Origin of the sequence: Paractinoplanes lichenicola (assembly GCF_016785085.1) — a bacterium.
Classification (GTDB): Bacteria; Actinomycetota; Actinomycetes; order Mycobacteriales; family Micromonosporaceae; genus Actinoplanes; species Actinoplanes lichenicola.
This window is the reverse complement of the sequence record NZ_JAENHO010000001.1, coordinates 348419-368458: the sequence shown is the minus strand read 5'-3', so window position 1 is coordinate 368458 and position 20040 is coordinate 348419. Positions and strand designations below refer to the sequence as shown.

Annotated in this window: 21 protein-coding genes; 18 read left to right on the top strand and 3 right to left on the bottom strand. The window is 70.4% G+C overall.

Annotation, left to right across the window (positions count from 1 at the left end; all coding sequences use genetic code 11):
• Positions 1–19: 19 nt before the first annotated feature.
• Positions 20–853: an Fpg/Nei family DNA glycosylase gene (locus JKJ07_RS01775; protein ID WP_307834091.1), complete on the top strand. Its 834-nt coding sequence runs from the start codon at positions 20–22 to the stop codon at positions 851–853.
• Positions 854–856: 3 nt separating this feature from the next.
• Here JKJ07_RS01775 and JKJ07_RS01770 read toward each other — a convergent pair whose 3' ends face one another.
• The gene (locus tag JKJ07_RS01770) at positions 857–2008 is read right to left on the bottom strand and encodes a cellulose binding domain-containing protein (RefSeq protein WP_202989372.1); all 1152 of its coding nucleotides are present in this window, start codon (positions 2006–2008) and stop codon (positions 857–859) included.
• A complete protein-coding gene (locus tag JKJ07_RS01765; protein ID WP_236028170.1) occupies positions 2008–3051 on the bottom strand; it encodes an SGNH/GDSL hydrolase family protein in 1044 nt (347 codons plus the stop codon). Before JKJ07_RS01765 ends, JKJ07_RS01770 begins: the two co-directional genes overlap by 1 nt.
• Before the next feature lie 549 nt (positions 3052–3600).
• On the opposite strand from JKJ07_RS01765, the gene JKJ07_RS01760 reads away from it, so the two are divergent.
• The 9 genes from JKJ07_RS01760 to JKJ07_RS01720 all read left to right on the top strand — a co-directional run bounded on the left by JKJ07_RS01760 (position 3601) and on the right by JKJ07_RS01720 (position 9890).
• Entirely contained in the window at positions 3601–4284 is a 684-nt protein-coding gene (locus tag JKJ07_RS01760) for a DUF4184 family protein (RefSeq protein ID WP_202989371.1), read from the top strand.
• 30 nt (positions 4285–4314) lie between these two features.
• The gene (locus JKJ07_RS01755) at positions 4315–4920 is read left to right on the top strand and encodes a MarR family winged helix-turn-helix transcriptional regulator (RefSeq protein ID WP_202989370.1); all 606 of its coding nucleotides are present in this window, start codon (positions 4315–4317) and stop codon (positions 4918–4920) included.
• Between the two features lie 79 nt (positions 4921–4999).
• A complete protein-coding gene (locus JKJ07_RS01750; protein WP_202989369.1) occupies positions 5000–5533 on the top strand; it encodes a carboxymuconolactone decarboxylase family protein in 534 nt (177 codons plus the stop codon).
• Between the two features lie 98 nt (positions 5534–5631).
• The gene (locus tag JKJ07_RS01745) at positions 5632–6465 is read left to right on the top strand and encodes a hypothetical protein (protein ID WP_202989368.1); all 834 of its coding nucleotides are present in this window, start codon (positions 5632–5634) and stop codon (positions 6463–6465) included.
• A 245-nt stretch (positions 6466–6710) separates the two neighbouring features.
• Positions 6711–7331 carry a hypothetical protein gene (locus JKJ07_RS01740; RefSeq protein ID WP_202989367.1) on the top strand — a complete coding sequence of 207 codons (621 nt, stop codon included), beginning with the start codon at positions 6711–6713 and terminating at the stop codon, positions 7329–7331.
• 37 nt (positions 7332–7368) lie between these two features.
• Positions 7369–7887 carry an RNA polymerase sigma factor gene (locus JKJ07_RS01735; RefSeq protein ID WP_202989366.1) on the top strand — a complete coding sequence of 173 codons (519 nt, stop codon included), beginning with the start codon at positions 7369–7371 and terminating at the stop codon, positions 7885–7887.
• Entirely contained in the window at positions 7884–8672 is a 789-nt protein-coding gene (locus JKJ07_RS01730; RefSeq protein ID WP_202989365.1) for a hypothetical protein, read from the top strand. The genes JKJ07_RS01735 and JKJ07_RS01730 overlap by 4 nt, the downstream gene beginning before the upstream one ends.
• Positions 8673–8727: 55 nt before the next feature.
• Positions 8728–9279 carry a TetR/AcrR family transcriptional regulator gene (locus tag JKJ07_RS01725; RefSeq protein WP_202989364.1) on the top strand — a complete coding sequence of 184 codons (552 nt, stop codon included), beginning with the start codon at positions 8728–8730 and terminating at the stop codon, positions 9277–9279.
• Positions 9276–9890, top strand: coding sequence for a hypothetical protein (locus JKJ07_RS01720; protein ID WP_202989363.1), 615 nt, complete (start codon positions 9276–9278; stop codon positions 9888–9890). The genes JKJ07_RS01725 and JKJ07_RS01720 overlap by 4 nt, the downstream gene beginning before the upstream one ends.
• A gap of 205 nt (positions 9891–10095) precedes the next feature.
• On the opposite strand, the gene JKJ07_RS51550 is transcribed toward JKJ07_RS01720, so the two are convergent.
• Positions 10096–10806 (bottom strand): GntR family transcriptional regulator, encoded by a 711-nt coding sequence (locus JKJ07_RS51550; RefSeq protein WP_307834090.1) that lies wholly within the window; start codon positions 10804–10806, stop codon positions 10096–10098.
• Positions 10807–10956: 150 nt separating this feature from the next.
• On the opposite strand from JKJ07_RS51550, the gene JKJ07_RS01710 reads away from it, so the two are divergent.
• The 8 genes from JKJ07_RS01710 to JKJ07_RS01675 are packed head-to-tail and all read left to right on the top strand — an operon-like array spanning position 10957 to position 19951.
• Positions 10957–12303 (top strand): ABC transporter substrate-binding protein, encoded by a 1347-nt coding sequence (locus JKJ07_RS01710; RefSeq protein ID WP_202989361.1) that lies wholly within the window; start codon positions 10957–10959, stop codon positions 12301–12303.
• A 2-nt stretch (positions 12304–12305) separates the two neighbouring features.
• The gene (locus JKJ07_RS01705) at positions 12306–13214 is read left to right on the top strand and encodes a carbohydrate ABC transporter permease (protein ID WP_236028169.1); all 909 of its coding nucleotides are present in this window, start codon (positions 12306–12308) and stop codon (positions 13212–13214) included.
• A gap of 2 nt (positions 13215–13216) precedes the next feature.
• Complete coding sequence (locus JKJ07_RS01700) at positions 13217–14029, top strand: carbohydrate ABC transporter permease (protein WP_202989360.1); 813 nt, start codon at positions 13217–13219, stop codon at positions 14027–14029.
• A 4-nt stretch (positions 14030–14033) separates the two neighbouring features.
• A complete protein-coding gene (locus JKJ07_RS01695) occupies positions 14034–14768 on the top strand; it encodes a 6-phosphogluconolactonase (RefSeq protein ID WP_202989359.1) in 735 nt (244 codons plus the stop codon).
• A 2-nt stretch (positions 14769–14770) separates the two neighbouring features.
• Complete coding sequence (locus tag JKJ07_RS01690; protein WP_202989358.1) at positions 14771–16072, top strand: family 4 glycosyl hydrolase; 1302 nt, start codon at positions 14771–14773, stop codon at positions 16070–16072.
• Positions 16069–17055, top strand: a complete 987-nt coding sequence (locus JKJ07_RS01685; RefSeq protein WP_202989357.1) for an N-acetylglucosamine kinase — start codon at positions 16069–16071, stop codon at positions 17053–17055. The genes JKJ07_RS01690 and JKJ07_RS01685 overlap by 4 nt, the downstream gene beginning before the upstream one ends.
• Positions 17052–19349 (top strand): beta-glucosidase family protein, encoded by a 2298-nt coding sequence (locus JKJ07_RS01680; protein ID WP_307834089.1) that lies wholly within the window; start codon positions 17052–17054, stop codon positions 19347–19349. Before JKJ07_RS01685 ends, JKJ07_RS01680 begins: the two co-directional genes overlap by 4 nt.
• On the top strand, positions 19346–19951 hold the full coding sequence (locus tag JKJ07_RS01675; protein ID WP_202989356.1) for a trimeric intracellular cation channel family protein: 606 nt from the start codon (positions 19346–19348) through the stop codon (positions 19949–19951). Before JKJ07_RS01680 ends, JKJ07_RS01675 begins: the two co-directional genes overlap by 4 nt.
• Positions 19952–20040 lie beyond the last annotated feature (89 nt).

The following is a 20040-nucleotide window of genomic DNA, read 5'->3' as shown; positions in this document are numbered from 1 at the left end:
ACGCGCGCTCGGGGCACCGGTGGAGCGGGACGTCGTACGGGAGGACACCATGCCGGAGCTGCCGGAAGTCGAGTCGGCGCGGGCGGTGATCGAGCGGTCCGGGCTGGGGCGCGCGATCGTCGGCGTGGACGACACCGACACGTGGGTGTGCCGGCCGCACAGCCCCGGGCAGATCAAGAACGCGCTGGTGGGCCGGTCGCTCGTGGTCGCGCACCGGCGGGGCAAGAGCATGTGGTGCGACACCGGCGAGGGCGGCCCCGAGCTGGGCATCCACCTCGGCATGTCCGGCAAGATCGTGATCGCCGACGCGGACGGCGGCGAGGTCGACGGCGGCGACTACTGGGAGGGCCGGCGGCAGGCCGGTGACTACCGATGGTCGCGGTTCGCGCTGGACTTCGCCGACGGGGGCCGGCTGATGCTGGTCGACCCGCGCCGGCTGGGGCGGGTGCGGCTCGATCCGCCGGTCGAGTCGCTCGGGCCGGACGCCGCCACGATCACCCCGGCCCAGTTCCGGGCGGCGCTGGCCTTCGGCACCGCCCCGGTCAAGGCCCGCCTGCTCGACCAGGAGGCCGTGGCCGGGATCGGCAACCTGCTGGCCGACCAGATCCTGTGGGCGGCCCGGATCAACCCGGGCCGCCGCGTCGACAAGCTGACCGACGACGACGTCGCCCGGCTGCTGCGGGCCACCCGCCGGGCGGTGAGCTCGGCGATCCGGGACGGCGGGGTGCACACCCTGAAGGTGATCCCGTTCCGCCGGGCGGGCGGCCGCTGCCCCCGCGACGGCGCCCCGATGACGATGAGCGCGGTCGGTGGGCGTACGAGCTGGTGGTGCAGCGCGGAGCAGGCGCTCTGACGTTCAGCTCCTCAGGTACGCCGCCAGGCCGATGTTCTGCTCGCGCAGGGCGGTGGCGATCAGCCCGGCGATCTGGTTCGCGCCGGCCGCCTCGAAGTGGGTGTGGTCGTTGCAGAAGAAGGCGCCGACCGCCCCGGTGGTGTAGTCGCCGTTGTCAGGGCACAGCTTGAGCGAGTTGTAGAGCGCCACGCTGCGGGCGTGCAGATCGATCACCGGTACGCCGTTGGCCGTGGCCGCGTCCTTGGTCTCGGTGACGAAGCCCCGGTTGCCGACCGCGGTGCTCCCGCTGCACGTGATCGCGGCGACCGGCGTGACCAGGATCGGCTTGACCCCACGGGCCTTCGCGGCCGACGCCATCACGCCGAGCAGCTCCTTGAAGCGCGCCGAGCCGACGTGCCGCGGGCAGGCCGAGTCGCCGTCGTTGATGCCGAACTGCACGATCAGATAGTCGCCGGACTGGAAGCCGTTCAGCATCGCCGTCCATCGGGAGCTGTAGGCGGTCGAGCTCAGCGTGCACTCGCCGGCCGCGTTCTTGGTCGACGTCACGTTGCCCTCGTACAGCCAGGTCTGGATGCTGCGCCCGCCCACCGCGCTGTTCTGCACGGTGACACTGGTGGTGAAATACGGCGCGAACTGGCTGCCCCAGCCGATCGGGCACGCGCTCGCGTTCATCATCGTCGAGTCGCCGGCCATCCACACCTTGACCGGCGCGGTCGCCGGGGGAGTGCTCGGGCCGGTGCAGGGCGTCGGGGTCGGAGTCGGAGCCGTGCCGCCGGTGCAGGCCGTGCCGTTGAACGTGAACGCCGCCGGGACCGGGTTGCTGCCGCTCCACGTGCCGTTGAACCCGAAGGCGGCCGACCCACCCGTGCCCACCGAGCCGTTGTAGCTCGCGTTGGTGGCGGTCACGGTCGTGCCCGAGACGGTGACCCCGGCGTTCCAGGCCTGCGTGATGCCCTGCCCGCTCGCGAGGGTCCACGTCAGGGTCCAGCCGGTGACCGGGTCGCCGAGGTTGGTCACGGTCACCTCGGCCCCGAAGCCGCCCGCCCACTGGCTGGTCACCTTGTACGCGACGCTGCAGCCGGTGGCCGCGTGCGCGGTAGCCACGCCGCCCACGGCAGCGACCAGGGCCACGACGATCAGGAATGCTCTTCTCATCACAGCCTCGCGCTCAAAATCGGGGCCAGCCGGTCGGCGATCGCCTGATGGCCCTTGTCGTTGGGATGCACCGAATCGCTCAGCCCGTCCGACGGCAGCCACCCCGTCGTGTCCACATAGAACACGTTGACGTCACCCGCCGCGTTACGCGCCTGCACCGCGGCTTGGGTCTCCGCCGCGTACCGGCCGATGAAAGTGCGAAGAGCAAACAGTTTCCCGTACGGGAACTTGGCTCTGATCCTGGTCAGGAACGCCGTGTACTTGGCCTGAAAGTCGGGGCCGCTCACGCCGTGGCTCTTGTCGTTGGTGCCGAGGTTGATGACGACGCCGTCGGGCGTGTAGCGCGTGAAGTCCCACTGATCGGTGCCGGCCTGGCCGCCGCTCGACATCCAGTAGCGGGTCTCGTGGGCCCAGCAGCCGTCGGTCGTCTCGGACAGGCACATGCCGCCGATCGCGATCTGGCTGTGGTCGAAGCCGAGCCGCTCGCCGGCCTTGAAGCCGTAATCGGTCACCGCCAGCTGGCTGCTCGTCGTGCCCGCCGTGATCGAATCACCGACGAACTCGACCATCTTGGGGCGGGCAGGCGCCTTGACCGTGCTCGCGCCGGCGTCAAGGGTGAGGCCCTGGAAGACCGCGTCCCCCTGGTAAGAGCCGGCCACCTGCCGATAGCTCACGATGAGCGTGTGACTGCCCGCGGCCAGCGCCGTCGGGGTCAGATTGATCGTGCCGGAACCGGTGAACGACGTGAACGCCTTGCCGTCGATGCTCGCCCACAGCTGGATCGTGTTGCGCTGCTTGAGCTTGACGGTCCGCCCGGTGAACCCGACCCGCAGGTAGGCGCCGGCCCAGTAGGGGACGTAGGCCGTCGCGTTGCTCTTGTTCCACCGCCCGACGAAGCTGATGTTGCTGTCGCCGGGGGAGCCGTCGCCGGCCGCTTGCACCATCGTCGGGGCGGCGGCCGCGGGCGGCGCGAAGCTCCAGCTGCCCAGCCCCAGCAGCACGACCGAGGCCGCCCACACGCACCCACGCCAACTACGTCGCATGACCGATCTCCTCATCCGGGAGCGCTCCCACGAAGACGTATGGTCACCCACGCATTGACGTATGTCAATTGCACAAGCTTTTGGCGGCCGCTAACCGCTCCGCGCCTGTGGCGCTCGATCGCACCTCAGCCGGCGCGCCGTGCTTGTTCGCCGCCGTGTCTCATTTGGGCCGCGCCCGCCTCGAGCAGACTTTCGCTTTCATCCGCGGCGCTCGATCACTTTCGGCTGCCTTCCGCGCGCAGCCTGTCGGCCGCCACAACGGCTCATCCGGCCCGCGCCCGCCACGAACCGACTCCAGCAGTCTCCTCATTCGATGCGCTGCCGCGCTCAATCACGATGACTGTCCGCGTGGCCAAGCCTGGCGAAGCCTGGCCAAGCCTGGCCAAGCCTGGCCAAGCCTGGCGAACTAGGTTCCTAGGATGCTCAAGGCGACGTGCCCAGCGGCTCGGGAGATCGGCGCTTAACGGCCCGGAGCGGCAGGTGCGATCGGCGCGAGGTTCCCCCGATTCGCGCACGGGATCTCCACAAGTGATCAATAGCGTGCCCCGCATGGCGCTCACGGTTCCGACCCATCCGCTGGTTGCGGTGCTCAAGCTGTGGCGGCCCCGCTGGTTCGACGGCGTCGCGCTGGTCATCGGCTCGATGGCGCCAGATCTCGCGTACGCCCTGGACGGTTCGGGTTGGCCGGTCTGGAAGCTCTCACACGGCCTGCGCGGGTTCGTCCTCTGGTGCCTACCGGTAACGCTGCTCCTGACCTGGCTGATCCGCCGAGCCGCCCCGGTGGTGGCGAGCCACCTACCCCAGGCCGGCCCGCTCGCCCTTCGCGACTACGGCGTGCTCGCCCGCGGCCGCTACCCGTTGCCGGTGACGTGTTGGTCGGCGTTGATCGGCGCGGTCAGCCACCTGCTCCTCGATTTCGCCGAGCTGCAAGTGCCGGTGCTCGAGCCGGTGCTCCACGTGGTCGGCGCGTTCGGGCTGCTGGCTCTCATGCTGCACGTCGGCCGTCGCCGGCTGCTGCTCCGATGGCACGGCGAGCCGCCATCGCTGCCCGCACAACCGGGGCGGTTCTGGGCCGTCGTAGTGGGGGTGACTCTGCCGCTGGTGCTGCTGGTTCCCCTGTTGCCCGGGGCTGAGTTGATGCACACCACCGGCGTACGCCTGCTGATCGCGCTCGGCGTAGGGATGCTGGCCGCCGCGCGAACGGTGGGAGTGCCAACAATGCGGGTAGGCTGAGCCGGCGCATCTCGAGGAAGGACGGCCCGCATGGCGGAGGTTCCCGGGCCGCCGGCGACGAGTCAGCTGCTGATCGGGCTGGCCCGGCTCGGTCAGGCCGTACGGATGGAGGCTTGGCGCAACGCCGGCCCGCACAATCTGTCGCCGCTGCAGGCCGACATCGTCACCCTGCTGCAGGGCAAGCCGCACCCGATCCGGCAGGGGGAGATCGTGTCCGCCCTGGCGTCGACGCCGCCCACGGTCTCCGACGCTGTGAAAGTGTTGCGCAAGAAGGAGTTACTGGCGGCGAGCCGCGACCCCGGGGACGCGCGGGCGTTGCTGCTCGGGCTGACTGACGCCGGTCGCGAGGAGGCCGAGCGGCTGCGGGGCGAGTCCGAGACGCTGAGCGGCGCCGTGGCCGCCTTGTCGCAGGAGGACTTCGCGGCGATGCTCCGGGGCACGGCCACCCTGATGCGCGAGCTGCAGGACCGGAAGGCCATCCCCATCTCGCAGATGTGCTTGACGTGCCGCTTCTTCGCGCCGCGGGCACATCCGGAGGATCCCGAGCGGCCGCATCACTGCAATTTCGTCGATGCCCCGTTCGGCGATGCCGAGCTCCGGGTGACCTGCCCCGACCACGAGCCGAAGGACGTGTAACCCGGGTCATATCGACTGCTACCTCGTGCGCCCAATATAGTTGGCACTGCCAAACAACATCGAACGAAGGAGCGCAGTCATGCCTCGTATCGCCACCGTCGACCCCGCCGCCGCCGAGGGTCAGGCCCGCACGTTGCTCGGCCGGGTCGAGCGCGCCCTGGGTGTCACGCCGAACATGATGCGGGCGATGGCCAACTCGCCGGCCGTGCTCGACGCGTATCTGCAGTTCTCCGGCGCGCTTTCCAAGGGCTCGCTGCCGGGCCGGGTGCAGGAACAGATCGCCCTGGTCGCGGCGGTCGAGAACGAATGCGGCTACTGCCTGGCCGCGCACACCGTGCTCGGCGCCAAGGCCGGTGTCTCCGAGGACGACCTGGTCGCCGGGCGTAAGGGGCAGGCGTCCGACCCCAAGGCCGAGGCCGCGCTGACCTTCGCCAAGCAGGTCATCGCGACCAAGGGCTTCGTCAGCGACGCCGACCTCGACGGGGTGCGGGCGGCCGGCTACGGCGACGGTGAGATCGGCGAGATCGTGGCCGCGGTCGCGCTCAACACGTTCACCAACTACTTCAACTCGGTCGGCGAGACGGCGCTCGACTTCCCGGCCGTACGGGTCTGAGGCTTCTTAGCGTCGCTTTAAGGTTCAATTATCTCACCGATATCAATGCGTGCGGCAGGGTTCGGGGCGTCCACCAAACCTCCATAAGGGAGAGCCACATGCCCCGAATTCTTGTCGCCGCGGGCGTTCTGCTGGCGGCCGTACTGGTGCCGGCCGGCGCCGCCCAGGCCGCGGTGACCTGCGCGCCGGACGCGTACGAGATCGACGACAGCGGGCAGAGCGCCGCGCCCATCGCCGTCGGTGAGACGGTCCACCGGGCGATCTGCCAGGAGCGCACTCCGCTGCCGGGCAAGCCCTACGCGCACGACATCGACCTGTTCGAGTTCACCGCGGTCGAGGGCCAGGCGTACACGGCCGAGGCCGTCGACGTCGGCGCGCTGCTCGCGAACAACGGGGCCGGCGCGGGCGGCCTGTCGGTCGGCATCCAGGGGCCCGACGGCACCGGGGCGTCGGTCGAGCAGACCTTCAGCATCGACGGTGACCTGGTCGTGACCGGCCCGCTGCACGCCGGCCGCTACCGGATCGTGGCGGCGACCATGGACCAGGAGATCTATCCGGAGGACAACGTCATCACGACGAAGACCGTGCAGGGCGACGCCGGTCGCTACGGGGTCCGGCTCACCGCGACGGCCCCAGCGCCGGTGGTGACCGGGCTGACCGTCTCGCCCAGCCCGGTCAACGGCGGCAAGAACGCGACCGCGACCCTGACCTTCAGCTCGCCCGCCCCGCGCAACGGCCTGATCGTCAACCTCTCCAGCAACAACGCCTTCGTCGCCAACAACATCAGCTCCTCGCAGGTGCCACCGGGCGCCACCCGCTACACCATGACCATCCGTACGGGCCGGGTCTCGGCCGACACCGCGGTCACGTTCACGGCCAAGGTGGCCCACGTCGGCCAGCCCAAAACCGCGGTGCTGACCGTACGGAGGTAGCGCGTATCCGGCTCGGCCGGGGCGGCGCACCATCCCGGGCTGACCGGCTGTCGGTTCGCCGTCGGCCGGTTCAGCCCGTACGCCATCGGGTGAGCCGCTCAGATCTCGGCGGGCCCCGTCGAAGCGGGTAGTAGAGGCATGCTTCTCTGACGGGAGCGCAGCTCGTGCCGCCACAACCTGGAACGACCCCGCGCCGCGGAGCCGGTCGTCGCCGACGCCCGAGCGCGTGGTGGCACGGCCAGCGGATGACGGTCGTCGCGGTCGTGGGCGGTCTGATCGCCGCGGTCGGGATCGTGCTCGGCTCGAGCTACTCGGTGTTCAGCGGCACCACCGACAACACCGGCAACAACTGGGCGGCGGGCAACGTGGTGCTGACCGACGACGACTCGGGCAGCGCCATGTTCGTCACCTCGGGCGCCGGCGCCAACCAGGTCACCGCGAGTGTGCTCAAGCCGGGGCAGACGGTGGTCAACTGCGTCCGGGTCACGTACGCCGGTTCGCTCGCCTCGACCGTACGGCTGTATGCCTCGACCACCGGTGACACTCCCGGCCCGGGCGGCACCGGCCTGCGCGACTACCTGCACGTCAAGATCGAGGAAGGCACGACGGGCGGGTTCGGCTGCGCGAGTTTCGGCGGCACCGTCACGACGCTGTGGGACACGGCGACCCACCCGAACGCCGCCTCCGACCTGCTGACCGTCTTCCCGTCGACCTACACCAACGGGGTCGTCTCGGCGCTGGCCTCCTGGTCGGGGCCGGCCGCCCGCACGTACCGCTTCACCATCACGGTCGACAGCTCGATCCCGGACACGTCACAGAGCTCGTCGGCCTCGGCCACGTTCACCTGGGAGGCCCGCAATCTTTAGGGTGTGACACTCGGCCGTCTCGCGACAGGTAGAGGGTGTGGACCACGACGACTTCCGGGCTCTTCACGCGGCGACCTACGCCGACCTGCTCCGCTTCGTGAAACGGCGGATCCCCGACGACGACGCCGACGACGTCGTGTCGGCGACCTTCCTCGTGGCGTGGCAGCGCTCGGCCGAGCTGCCGGAGGACGCCCGGCCCTGGCTGTTCGGCATCGCCCGCAACATCCTGGCCAACCAGGCGCGGTCACGGCTGCGCCGCCGTGTCGTCGATGTCCGCATGGTGACCGACCTCAGCCGGGCCGAGGCCGACCGCGCGCCCGGCGTCGACGCCCGTCTCGACCTCGTACGGGCGTGGTGGGCGCTGAGCGCCGCCGACCGTGAGGTGCTGGCGTTGGTCGCCTTTGACAGGCTCACCGACGTGCAGGCGGCGGCCGTGCTGGGCTGCCGCCGGGCCACGTTCCGGATGCGGCTCAACCGCGCCCGGCGCCGGCTGCGTGACGCGCTGGAGCCGGCCACCGACCTTCCTCCCGCTGTCGCAACCTGGAGCAACGCATGAACGACCTCGAGCAGTTGGCCGTACTCGACCCGATGCGCGACTACGAGCCGTCCCCGTCGCGGCGCGCTCGGGCTACGGCGGCCCTCGAAAAGGTTTTCCACGAGCCCGCCCCGGCCCCGAGCCGCCGGTTCTCGTTCGGCGACGCGGCCCCGGCCCGGCGGTCCGCCCGGCGGTTTGTTCTCAGCGGCGCAGTGGTGGGGCTGGCGGCGGCCGTCGCCGTGGCCGGGATGATCGTGCTGCCCGGCGAGCACGGCGACAAGGCGTACGCGTGGACCGCCAAGCCGCAAGCCCTGGCCGGCGCCGACGCCCTGCCCGAGGCGCAGCGATGCGCGGCCGGCTGGGGAGCCGACTGGGCGACCCCGCCCACGGCGGCCGACATCCTGCTGGCCGAACGGCGCGGCCGGGCCACCCTGGCGCTGGTCCGCAAGGACGGCACCGGCCTGACCGCCTGCTTCGTGCTCGACCCGGCCGAGGGCGCGGCCGGCGGCGACCTGCTCGACACCGCCACCCCGCAACCGGTCAACGGCCGGGCCCGGATCGAGACGATGGGCGCCACCGAGGGCAAGGAGGGCTGGTACTCCGACGTCATCGGCCGGGCCGGGGCCGACGTCACCAAGCTCGAGATTGAACTCCCCGACGGCACGAACGTGCAGGCCAGCGTGCGCAACGGCTGGTGGGTGGCCTGGTGGCCCGGCCACGAGGGCGGCAAGGCCGACGGCGTCCGCGTCGTCGTGCACACCTCCTCGGGGTCGAAAAGCTTCCTGCCCTCCGAACTCGGCGTATGAGGTTTGTCCGATCTGGCTAGTTGAGCTAGCCTGAAAGCTATGCGGGGTAGCTTTCATGCCTAGGGCCGGACTGAATACCGAGGTGCTGGTCGGCGTCGCGCTCGACCTGGTCGACGAGAAGGGCCTCGAGGCGCTCAGCCTGGCGGCCCTGGCCGACCGGGCGGGCGTCGCCGGCCCCTCGCTCTATAAACACATGGGCAGCCTGGCCTCGCTGCGGGGCCTGATGGCATTGGCCGTCGTCCGGCAACTCACCGCGATGTGCACGACTGCTGTCATGGGCCGCAGCCGTGAGGACGCGGTCGAGGCTTTGATGCGGCACTACCGAGCGTTCGCCGTCGAACATCCCGGACGGTACGCACTGGTGCCGCTCAACGCCTTGCAGGACCCAGCCGTGGCCGCGGCGGGCGCCGAACTGCTCGCCGTCTTCGGTGCTGTCCTACGGGCGTACGGGCTGGAAGGTTCCGAGGCGACCCACGCGATCCGCCGCATGCGCGCGACAGTCCACGGCTTCGTCGTCCTCGAGACGGGCGGCGGCTTCGGCCTGCCCGAGGACGTCGAGGCCAGCTTCGACCAGGTGGTCACGATGGTGCTGAGGAGCCTCGAGTGAGCGCCGCCGCGCTGGCCTTCGCCGGCCTGATGTTCCTGCTCTACCCCGCCCTACGCCCGTGGACCGACGAGACGACCACGCCCGGTGCGATCGAGGCCATGTCGTCCCCGGCCTGGGTGGCTTCGCACGTGTTCGCCATGCTCGGCTTCATCGCCGTGGGTCTGGGGTTGCTCGCCCTCCACGCCCGGGTGTCGTCCCGCAGCTCGCTGACCGCCCTGATCACAGCCTGGATCGGCACCGGCCTGGTGCTGCCCTACTACGGCGCCGAAGACTTCGGCCTACACGCCCTGGCCCGCTCAGGCGCACCCGACCTGCTGACCGTGGTCGACGAGGTCCGCTACCAGCCGGTGGCCGTCACGATGTTCGGCATCGGCCTGATTCTGCTGGCCGTCGCAGGCGTCGCCACCGCCCTGACCGTCCGAGGCCCGGCCGGAATGCTCTTCGCGGCCGGCTACGTGCTCTTCCTACCCCAGTTCTTCCTGCCCGCCGCCGGCCGCATCGCCCACGGCATCCTCCTGGCCGTCGGCTGCGTCTGGCTCGCCATCGTCCTCAGGCGTCGCCGCGACGCCGGGATCAATGCGGATCTTGCGCCTGGTCTTCTCGAACGCTGATTCCAAGTAACCGGCCACGACGCGAGCGGAGATCCCACGCCAGCCGGACTGGATGGGCGGCGCGTCGCGTGCCAGCAGCGACTTCCGTGCGTTCGGCGGCGAAGCGTTCCGGTTGGCCGACGACTTGTTGTCCGGAGGGGACAGGATCTCGCGAGCACCCTCCAATGTGTACGGCGACGCTGCCATGCGGACCGCGTATCGGTGGTCAGGCGCGGCGGAAGAGGTCGGCCTCGAAGCGGTATGCGTCGCCCCGGTACTTGTTGTGGCCGATCAACACCGGGGTTCCGTCGGCGGTGTAGGCGACCTCATCGCCGACCAGAACGGCGGCGCCCGCGGTGATGCCAAGCAGCCGGGCCAGCTCGGCATCCGCGTTCTCGGCGACCAACGTGTAGGCGCTGCGGTGCACCTCGATCCCGCACAACCGGCGCAGTTCGTCGTAGAGCGAGGCATCCGTCAGGTCAGTGCCGGCCAGCGGCGCGGCCGTGGCCTCGGGTAGCACCACGACGTCGAAGCAGACCGGTGTCCCGTCCATGCCGCGCAGGCGGTCGATCTCGATGACGGGGGCGGCCGGGGCGATGCGTAGCTGGCCCGCCTCGTCCATGCTCGCGGGCCGGACCTGCTGGCGCAGCACCCGCGCGGTGGGTCGTAACCCCCGAGCGCGGGCCATCTCGGTGAACGACTGCAGCGTGCTGGGCGGCTCCCCGAGCACCTGGGTCGGCACGAACCACCCGCGCTGGGCCGACCGCTGCAGTGTGCCCTCGGACTCCAGCCGGCCCAGAGCCAATCGCAGCGTGGCCCGGCTGACCCCCAGTTGCCCGGCCAGGTCGCGTTCGCCCGGCAGGCGGGTGCCGGGGGCGTAGCGGCCGACGGTGAGGTCGCGAGTCAGCTGCTCGTAGGCCTGCGTCGAAGCGGTCACGCCGAGCACTGTACCAGTTCGCTCATTGGTGGGACCAGTTGTGGATTCTGGTTCGGCACTGGACTAACTGGTATAGGAAGGCTTAGTGTCCGGATCATCGGCCACGCGATCCCACCGGGCGAGGCCAGAGCGACACAACGGAGTGCACAGATGAAGATCTATAAAGCGGGCGTGGCGGCGGCGATACTCGCGCTGGGCCTGACGGCTTGCTCCCCGGGTAGTGGCACCAGCGCGACCGGCAAGACCGAAGCACCGTCCGCCGTGAGTACCGACGTGGCCAAGGCGGGCGACGTGACCCTCAAGCTGACCGACTTCTGGGGCGGCGCCGAGGGCGAATGGATCAAGCAGGTCGTGGCCGACTTCCAGAAGAAGTATCCGAACGTCAAGATCCAGCGCACGAACGAGGACTGGGGTCAGCTCAACTCCACCCTCAACCTGCAACTGCAGGACGACAGCGGGCCCGACATCGCGACGGCGAACAACGGCTGGCAGTCGCTGGGCACCCTGGCCAAGGGCGGCCTGGTGCGCAACCTCGACGCGTACGCGAAGGCTTATGGCTGGGACAAGGAGGTGCCGACCACCATCGCCCGGCAGAACCAGTTCAGTGCCGACTTCAAGACGATGGGCGCCGGCTCCTGGTTCTCCACCCCCATGGCCCGTACGTCCCTGATCGGCCTCTACTACAACGCGGACAAGCTCAAGTCGCTCGGCGTCGAGCCCCCGAAGTCGCTGGCCGACCTCGAATCCGTGGCGGCGAAGGCCAAGGTGGCCGGCGAGGTGCCCTTCGAGTACGGCAGCCTGGACGGGTCGACCACGATCCTGCTCGGCACGCAGGCGTTGCTGGCCGACAAGAAGAAGCTGAACGACTACATCTACGGCGACTCCTCGGTCAAGGCGACCGACGTCGGGATGACCGAGGCGATCACGCTCACGAAGAAGTGGGCCGACGCCGGCTACTTCCCGCCCAAGTTCGAGGGCATCGACTACCAGACCGCGGTGGCCAACTACGTGGGCGGCAAGGGCGTCTTCCGCTGGGAATACACAGGATCGCTCGGTCTCGACGCGGCCAAGCAGGGCAAGTACGGCTATCTGCAGCTCCCGCAGGCGAGCGGCAGCGGCACGGTCGGCGTCGGCGCCGCGCCCGGAGCCATGGTGATCTCGTCGAAGAGCAAGAACCCGGACGTGGCCGCCGCGTTCCTCGACTTCCTGATGTCGGCCGAGACCGGGCAGCTGGCCGCCGACCGGGGTCTGGTGCCGGCCCTGTCGCCCGACGTCAAGGTGCCGGCCACGTCGCTCAGCCTGACCGACGAGTCGAAGGGCGCGGCGACCCTCGACGAGAACGACGGCTACGTGCCCTACTTCGACTGGTCCAGCCCGACGATGCTCGACAAGATCAGCCAGAACCTGCAGCTGGTGTACGCGGGCAAGCTGACGCCGGAGAAGTTCACCGAGGCCGTCGACCAGGACCGTGACGCCTTCCTGGCCGGGCAGAGCTGAGGATGACCGCCACCGCGACCGCGCCGGAGGGCGGCAAACGCGGCGCCCACCGGCGTCGGAACCGGTGGATCGGCCTCGCCTTCGCCGCGCTGCCACTGGCCGTCTACGCCCTCGTTGTGCTCGTCCCGCTGGCCCAGTCGGTGCAGTTCTCGTTCTACAAGTGGGACGGGGTGAGCGCCTCCACCTGGGCCGGGCTGGACAACTACCGGACGTTCCTGACCGACCCGGTGCTGCGCTCGACCTTCGGGCACGTGCTGGTGCTGATCGGCTTCTTCGCCCTGCTGCCGATCGCCCTCGGCCTGCTCTCGGCGGCGCTGCTCACCCGGGCCAGGCAGCCGGGCATGGCCGTCTACCGCTGGATCTTCTTCCTGCCCCAGGTCATGACGACAGTCGTCATCGCCCTGGTCTTCAAACGGATCTACGCCCCGGACGGCCCGCTCAACACCGCGCTGCGGGCGGTCGGGCTCGACTCGTTCGCCAAGACCTGGCTGGGCGACTTCACCTGGGCGCTGCCCGCGCTCGGCATGATCGGCACCTGGGTCACCTTCGGCTTCTGCATGGTGCTGTTCATCTCCGGCACGTCGGCGATCGCACCCGAGCTCTACGAGGCGGCCCGCATCGACGGCGCCGGCCCCGTACGGGAGTTCTTCGCCGTGACCCTGCCCGGCCTGCGCGGGCAGATGGCCGTCGCGCTGACGCTGACCATCACGGCCGCGCTGCGCACCTTCGACCTGGTCTGGGTCACCACCCACGGCGGCCCCGGCACCTCGACCCTGACCCCGGCCGTCGCGCTCTACAAGGCCGCGTTCCAGAACCCGCAGGTCGGCCTGGCCGCCGCGATCGGCGTCGTGATGGCGCTGCTGTGCCTGGTCATCGCGGTCGTCATCACCCGCGTCGCGGAAAGGGATTGATCATGATCTCCAGAACGGAACGCGTCATCAACTACGTGGTGCTGACGGTCCTCGCGGCGCTGGTGCTCTTCCCGATCGGCACCTTCCTGGCGGCGGCCCTGAGCCCCGACCGCTCGGGCAAGCCGGTCGGCCTGGCCGACTTCGCGTGGGCCAACTTCGCCACCGCCTGGCGCGACGCCGAGTTCTCGCGGGCCATGACGGTCTCGATGGTCATCGCCGTCTGCGTGGTGGCCGGCCAGGTCGTCCTGGCGCTGCTCGGCGGGTACGCCTTCGGGGTGCTCGGCGTGGTGGGGGACAAGTGGCTGTTCCCGGTCGTGCTGCTCGGCATGATGATCTCGCTCGAGGCCATCATCGTGCCGCTCTACTACCAGTTCCGCACGTTCGGGCTGACCAACTCGTTGCCCGGCATCATCCTCATCCACCTCGGCATGGGCGTGCCGTTCGGCATCTTCTGGATGCGGGCCGCGTTCCGTGCCCTGCCCCGCTCGGCGTTCGAGTCGGCCGAGCTGGACGGGGCCGGACCGCTGCGCATGCTGCGGTCGATGGCCGCGCCCATGGCCCGGCCCGCGATCTACACGCTGATCCTGCTCAGCTTCATGTGGACGTGGAACGACTACTTCCTGTCCCTGGTGTTCCTGCACGGCGACAACCAGACCGCGACCGTCGCGCTCGGTGTCTTCCAGGGCAAGTACGTCACCCAGATCAACCTGATGGCCGCCGGCGGCCTCATCGTCGCCGCCCCGGTCCTCGTTCTCTACGTCGTCTTCCAGCGCAAATTCATCTCCGGAATGCTGGCCGGCGCGATCAAGGAGTAACACCGTGTCTCTTCAACCCCTTGTGCTGCCCGACGCCGGCGCGGTCGGCGACGCGGTGGCGGCGACGATCCTCGACCGCCTGCCCGCGACCGGCGACCGGCCGTTCCTGCTCGGCTGTCCCAGCGGCCGCACGGCGATGCCGGTCTATCGGGCCCTGGCCGGGCGCGGCGTGGACCTGTCACGCCTCGTCATCGTCATGATGGACGACTATCTGGACGGTGACCGGCGAGTGTCGCCGGAAATGTCCTATTCGTGTTTAGGGTTCGCACAACGAGAGATCGTGGGTCCCTGGGGAGGAAAGAACGAGATCTGGGTGCCCGACCCCGCCGACCCGGCAGGTTATGACGAGGCCATCGCCGCGGCCGGCGGGATCGACCTGTTCCTGCTGGCCAGCGGTGCCGGTGACGGGCACATCGCGTTCAACCAACCAGGCACACCCCGAGACGCCCGTACGCACGTCACCGCGCTCGGCGAGGCGACCCGGCGCGACAACATGGGGACGTTCCCCGAGTTCACCCGGCTCGACATGGTGCCCACCCACGGGGTGACGGTCGGCGTCGACACCATCGCCGCCCTGTCCCGCGAGGTCATCATGATCGTCTGCGGCGCGCACAAACACGAGGCGTACAACCGAATCGTCCAGGCCGAGGCCTACGAGCCCGACTGGCCGGCCACCGTCGTCGTCGAATGCAAGAACCCCACGCTAATCGCGGACCGCGCCGCATTTGGAGGCAACTGACCATGGCAGGCATCAAGCTGGTCTACATCGGCGGCGGCTCGTCGCGCGGCGCCGGGACCATGGCCTCGATCCTGGCCCACGGCAAGGAGTTCGACGGCTCCGAGATCGTCATCCAGGACGTCAACCCCGACCGGCTGCACGCCGTCGAGACCATCGCCCGCAAGCTCGCCAAGGCGCAGGGCCTCGACATCACGATCTCGTCGACCACCGACCGGCGGGCCGCCCTGACCGACGCCGACGCCGTGCTGGCCAGCTTCCGCCCCGGCAACTTCGACGCCCGGGCCCTCGACGAGCGGATCCCGCTCAAGCACGGCGTGATCGGCCAGGAGACCCAGGGACCGGGCGGCTTCTTCATGGCCCTGCGCTCGATCCACATCTACGAGGACATCATCCGCGACCTCGACGCCGTCGCCCCGAACGCGGTCATCTTCAACTACACCAACCCGGTCAACATCGTCTCGCAGGCGGTCACCCGCTTCACCGACCGGACGATCTGGTCGATGTGCGAGGGCCCGATCGTCTTCCCCAAGACCGTGCTCCACGCGGCCGGCCTCGACCCGGCCAAGGCGAACATCGTGATGTCGGGGATCAACCACAACATCTGGTCGGTCGAGCACACGTACGAGGGCCATGACCTGATGCCGCTCCTCGACGCGGCCTGGGAAGCGCGCAAGGACGACCCGACGCTGAGCACCCACGCCAAGCGGATGCTGCGGCTGGCCACCACGATGCGCTCGGTGCCGGCCGACTACTTCCAGTACTACTACTTCCGCGAGGAGGTGCTGCGCGAGCTGCAGGCCGCCCGCACCACCCGCGCCGAGGACCTCCTCGCGGCGCTGCCCGGCTACTGGCAGCACTACGAGGAGCAGGTGAACGTCGAGGTGCCCGAGCTGGACCCGGCTCGCTCCCGGGGCGGCATCCACGAGCTCGAACTGGCCATCGACGTGATGAGCTCGTACTACAACAACAAGAGCGCCCGCCTGCCGGTCAACCTGCCCAACGCCGGCGGGGCGCTGCCCGGGTTCGACGACGACGTGGTGGTCGAGATGTGGTGCACGGTCGACGGCGACGGGGTTCGCCCCCTGCCGCAAAAGCCACTGCCCCATGCCGTACGGGGTCTGGTGCAACAGCTGGCCGAGTTCCAATACCTGGCCGCCGAGGCCGCCTGGCGGGGCACCCGCGCCGACGGCATCCGGGCGATGGCCGCCAACCCGATGGTGCCCACGCTCGCCGTGGCCGAGGAGCTGTACGACGAGATGGCGTACGCCCACCGCGCCTACCTGCCGGAGCGTCTGCTCAAGTGAGCCGCGCCTACCTGGCGGTGGACGCCGGAAACTCCAAGACGGTCGCCCTCGTCAACGACGCCGAGGGGGCCGTCTTGGGCCGCGGACGCGGCGGGAACGGCGACATCTACGGCGCCCCGAGCGTGCCCGAGGCCCTCGAGTCCGTCTTCGACGCCGTCGCCGCCGCACTCACCGACGCCGGGCTCACCGCATCGGACATCGCCTCGGCCGCCTTCCGGATCGCCGGCGTCGACTACCCCGAGGACGCCGAGTTCTGGGACGGGCACGTCCGATCCCGGCTCGGCGACATGGGCCGGTGGAGCATCAAGAACGACGCGTACGCCTCCCTGCGGCTGCTCGACGGCTCGGGCGTGGCCGTCTCCATCACCGTCGGCACCGGACCCGCCGTGGCCGCCCGCGCGAAGGACGGCCGCGAGGAGCACTCCGGCTTCTTCGTCTTCGACCACCTCGGCGGCGGGGGCCTGGGCAACGCGGCCGTCAAGGCGGTCTGCCAGGCCTGGATGGGAATCGCCCCGCCGACGTCGCTCACCAAAACCCTGTGCGACCTGTACGACGTCCCGGACGCCTGGCATCTGCGGCACGAGTTCACGCGGAGATTCGGGGCCCGCCCCGCCACCGACCTGTGGCGGGCATCGCGCGTGGTCCTCGCGGCGGCAGGCGACGGCGATCCCGTTGCTGGGCAAATTGTCCGAACCCAAGCCGAGGCATTCGTCCGTTACGCACGCTGGTGTGCTGCACGGGTCGGCACGTCGTTGGGCGATCTGCCGGTTCTCCTCAACGGGTCGGTCGTCACCTCGGAGCACCCGGCCATGCGGGATGCGCTGCGGGCCGAGCTGGGTGACGTCGAGCGCGTCGTGGTCGCCGACGCCTCCCCACTGAGCGGGGTCGTGCTCGACGCGCTGGCCGAGGGCGGCGTCGAGATCGTGCCGGCCCTGCTCACCCGGGTGCGGGACGCGCACCCCGAAGACTTCCTGCTGACGTGAGGACCGAGATGGATCTGACCCTGGAGGAGAAGGCGTCGCTGCTCTCCGGCCACGACGACTGGTTCACCGAGGCCGTCGACCGGCTCGGCATCCCGGCCATCGAGGTCGGCGACGGCCCGCACGGGCTGCGCAAGGAGACCGGCGTCGACATGGTGTGGGTGCCCGCCACCGGGTTCCCGACCGCGTCGGCGATGGGCGCCTCGTGGGACCGCGACCTCGTACGGCGGGTGGCCGCGGCCATCGGCGAGGAGGCGCGGGCCGAGGGCGTGCAGGTGGTGCTGGGGCCGGGCGTCAACATGAAGCGGTCACCGCTGTGCGGGCGCAACTTCGAGTACTTCAGCGAGGACCCGCTGCTCTCCGGCGAGCTCGGGATCGCGTACGTGGAAGGGATCCAGTCGGTCGGCGTGGGCTCGTCGCTCAAGCACTTCGCGGCCAACAACCAGGAGATCGAGCGCACCCGCATCTCGGTCGAGGCCGACGACCGGACGCTGCGCGAGATCTACCTGGCCGCCTTCGAGCGGGTCGTCAAGACGGCCGACCCGTGGACGATCATGTGCTCCTACAACCGGCTGCGCGGCGTGCACGCCTCCGAGAACCACTGGCTGCTGACGACCGTGCTGCGCGATGAGTGGGGCTACGACGGCGTGGTGGTCTCCGACTGGAACGCCGTGCACCACCGCGTGCGTGCCCTGGCCGCCGGGCTCGACCTGGAGATGCCGGGCACGGGCGGGGTGACCGACAAGCAGATCATTGACGCCGTACGGGCGGGGGAGCTCGACGAGCGCATCGTCGACGCGGCCGTCAGCCGGGTGCTGCGGCTCGTGGAGCGTGCGTACCCCGGCCCGGAGCTGGTCCACGGGCCGATCATGGAGCTCGGCGTCGCACCCGGCGACCGGCTGTCGGACGAGCAGCTCGCCCTGCTGCGCGCCGACGAGCACCACAACCTGGCCCGCGAGGCGGCCGCGGGCTGCATCACGTTGCTGCGCAACGAGAACGCGGTGCTGCCCCTGAACCCGGACCAGCGGGTCGCCGTGATCGGGGCGTTCGCCGCCCACGCCCGCATCCAGGGCGGCGGCTCGTCCGGCGTCGACCCGACCCGCGTCGACAACGCCCTCGACTTCCTTCCCGAGGCGCTCTACGCCCCGGGCTACGTGCACACCCCGCTGGACGCCTACCAGGACGACCTCGACGCCTATCTCGCGGCGCACGACGCCACCTTCGCCGACGACGGAACCGGCCCGGCCCGCCGGTCGGCCGCGCTCGCGAGGGCCCTGCGCCTGGCCGCGGCGGCCGAACGGGTGGCCGCCGGCCCGCTGTCGGCCCGCGCCGAGTCGCTCATCGAGGACGCGGTCGTCGTGGCCCGGGACGCCGACGTGATCGTCGTCTTCGCCGGCCTGCCGCTCGCGTTCGAGCAGGAGGCCGACGACCGGACGACCCTGGCCCTGCCCGCCGACCAGGCCGAGCTGCTGCGGCGGCTGGGCGAGCTGCCCGCCCCGCTGGTCGTGGTGCTGTCGAACGGCGCCGCGGTGACGATGGACCCGTGGCACGACCGGGCCGACGCGATCGTCGAGGCGTGGCTGCCCGGGCAGGCCGGCGCCGGGGCCGTCGTCGACGTGCTGCTGGGCCGGGTCAACCCGTCGGGCAAGGTGGCCGAGACGTTCCCCCTGGCCGTCGAGGACACCCCGGGCTACGTGACCTGGACGGGGGAGCGGGGCACGGTGCTCTACGGCGAGGGCGTGTTCATCGGCTACCGCTGGTACGACGCGTTGCGCCGCCCGGTGCGCTATCCGTTCGGCCACGGGCTGTCGTACACCTCATTTGCGTACGGGGAACTGGACGTTGATCTGATCGACGCTGCCGCCGGTGCCGTGCGGGTCTCGTGCACCGTCACCAACACCGGCAGAGTGGCCGGGCGCGAGGTGGTCCAGCTCTACGTGGGTGATCCCGATGCCGCCGTACGCCGCCCCGAGCGCGAGCTGCGCGGCTTCGAGAAGGTTGCCCTCGAGCCGGGGGAGAGCACTCGGGTGGTCTTCGAGCTGAGCAGCCGCGACTTCGCGTATTGGGACGTCGCCGTGGACGACTGGCGGCGCGAGGGCGGCGAGTTCACGATCGAGGTCGGCGCCTCGTCGCGGGATCCGCGCCTGCGTGCGACCATCGAGCTGCCGGACGACCCGCGGATCGCCCCGCTGGTGCCGGACGAGGCATTGCTCGACTTCAAGCCGTCCCGCTTCACGGAAGGCCACCCGACCCCCATGTCTCAGGCGATCCCCTCGGTCGACGAGCAGGAACATTGACCGTTCTGGAGCTGGCCGGCATCTTCGCCTTCGCGGTGTCGGGCGCACTCACGGCGATCCGCAAGGACTTCGACGTCGTCGGGATCGTGCTGCTGGCGGGCATCACGGCCCTCGGCGGCGGGGTGGCCCGCGACGTCATCCTCGGCGCCACCCCGCCGGCCGCCTTCACCAGCCTGGGCTACTTCCTCATGCCCGTGGCCGCGGCGGCGATCACGTTCTTCGCCCACCCCGCGTTCGAGCGCCTCACCACCGCGGTGCTGGTCTTCGACGCCGCCGGCGTGGGGCTGTTCTGCGTTCTCGGCACCCTCAAGGCCCTCCCGTACGGGGTGGGACCGCTCCCGGCGGCGGCGCTCGGCGTGCTGACCGGGGTCGGCGGCGGGGTGCTGCGCGACGTGCTCGCCCGCGAGGTGCCGGCCCTGGTGCGGCCGGACGCCGAGCTCTACGCCGTGCCCGCGGTGGTGGGCGCGCTGATCGTGGCTGTCACCTGGGAGCTGGGCTGGTGGGCGCCGTGGATCGGGGTCGTGACGGTCGTGCTGATCTTCGCGTTCCGTGTCGTCGCGATGGCCCGGAAGTGGCGTGCGCCGACAGCCTGGCGCCGCTGACCGCGCCCTCGGCCGGCCCGGCGCCAACAGCAGGCCTTGATCGACGCGGCCCGTGAACACGACAGCGCCGCCGCGTCCGCCGCGAGCAA